The 1,254-nt window shown below is 67.3% G+C and carries 1 protein-coding gene and 1 pseudogene; both read left to right on the top strand.

The window, feature by feature from the left end:
- Positions 1 to 850 (top strand): arginine--tRNA ligase (locus ACXJKH_RS20755; RefSeq protein ID WP_457322213.1); only part of this gene is annotated, 850 nt, incomplete at its 5' end.
- 18 nt (positions 851 to 868) lie between these two features.
- Positions 869 to 1,254: pseudogene (locus ACXJKH_RS20750) on the top strand (SPOR domain-containing protein); the annotation flags it as partial.

Here is a 1,254-nt window from a genome sequence, read left to right as displayed (position 1 = left end):
GCTGCAGGCGGCCGGCCACACCTATGAGGACGGCGGCGCGCTGTGGCTGCGCTCGACCGACTTCGGTGACGACAAGGACCGCGTGATGCGCAAGTCCGACGGCACCTACACCTACTTCCTGCCGGACGTGGCCTACCACCTGAGCAAGTGGCAGCGTGGCTATGAGCGCGCGATCACCGAGCTGGGTGCGGACCACCACGGCTCGCTGGCGCGCGTGCGCGCCGGCCTGCAGGCGCTGGACGTGGGCATTCCCCAGGGCTGGCCGGAATAMGTGCTGCACCAGATGGTGACGGTGATGCGCGGCGGCGAAGAAGTGAAGCTGTCCAAGCGTGCCGGCAGCTACCTGACCCTGCGTGACCTGATCGAAGAAGCCGGCCGCGATGCGACCCGCTGGTTCCTGATCGCGCGCAAGCCCGATTCGCAGCTGACCTTTGATATCGACCTGGCCCGCGCGCAGAGCAACGACAACCCGGTGTTCTACGTGCAGTATGCGCACGCCCGGGTGTGCAGCCTGCTGCGCCAGGCGCAGGAGAAGGGCCTGAGCTACACGCCGGGCGAAGGCCTTGCCGGCATGGCCTCGCTGAGCGACGACGCCTCGCTGTGGCTGATGGTGGAAATGTCGCGCTTCCCGGAAGTGGTGGAAGCGGCCGGTATCGCGCTGGAACCGCACCTGATCGCGCAGTATCTGCGTGAATTGGCGCACGCCTTCCACACGTGGTATCACGGCACGCAGGTGCTGGTGGCTGACGATGCCGAGCGCAATGCCAAGCTCACGCTGGCGTGCGCGGCGCGCCAGGTGCTGGCCAATGGTCTGAACGTCCTGGGCGTTTCCGCCCCGGAAAAAATGTAAGCAGTGGAGAAGCAGTAAATGGCAGCACGACGCGGCAAGAGCCAGGCACGGCGCAACAGCAGCCAGGGCACACCGGGATGGGTGTGGCTGGTTGCGGGTGTGGCGATTGCGGCCGTGGTGTTTTTGGCGGCACCGAACCTGTTCAAGAACGACGGTGATGGCTTCCTGCGGGTTGGCCCGCAGCCGAACCCGAACGCCCAGCCGGCCCCGGTAAGCGACGCCGATACCGACGTGGGCGCGGAGCTGCYCAAGCCGGGTGCGGCGGCCAAGCCTGCCGAACCGGCCAAGCCGGCCACGCAGTACGACTTCTACACCCTGCTGCCCGGCAAGGAAGTGGAAATGTCCGATGCGGAGCTGGCGGCCAGCGCGCGTGCGGAAGATCAGCGCCGCGCCAAGGCCGAGGC

This window comes from Stenotrophomonas sp. P5_B8 (assembly GCF_054049855.1).
Note: the sequence above shows the minus strand (reverse complement) of the source record. Positions and strands in the feature narration are given on the sequence as shown.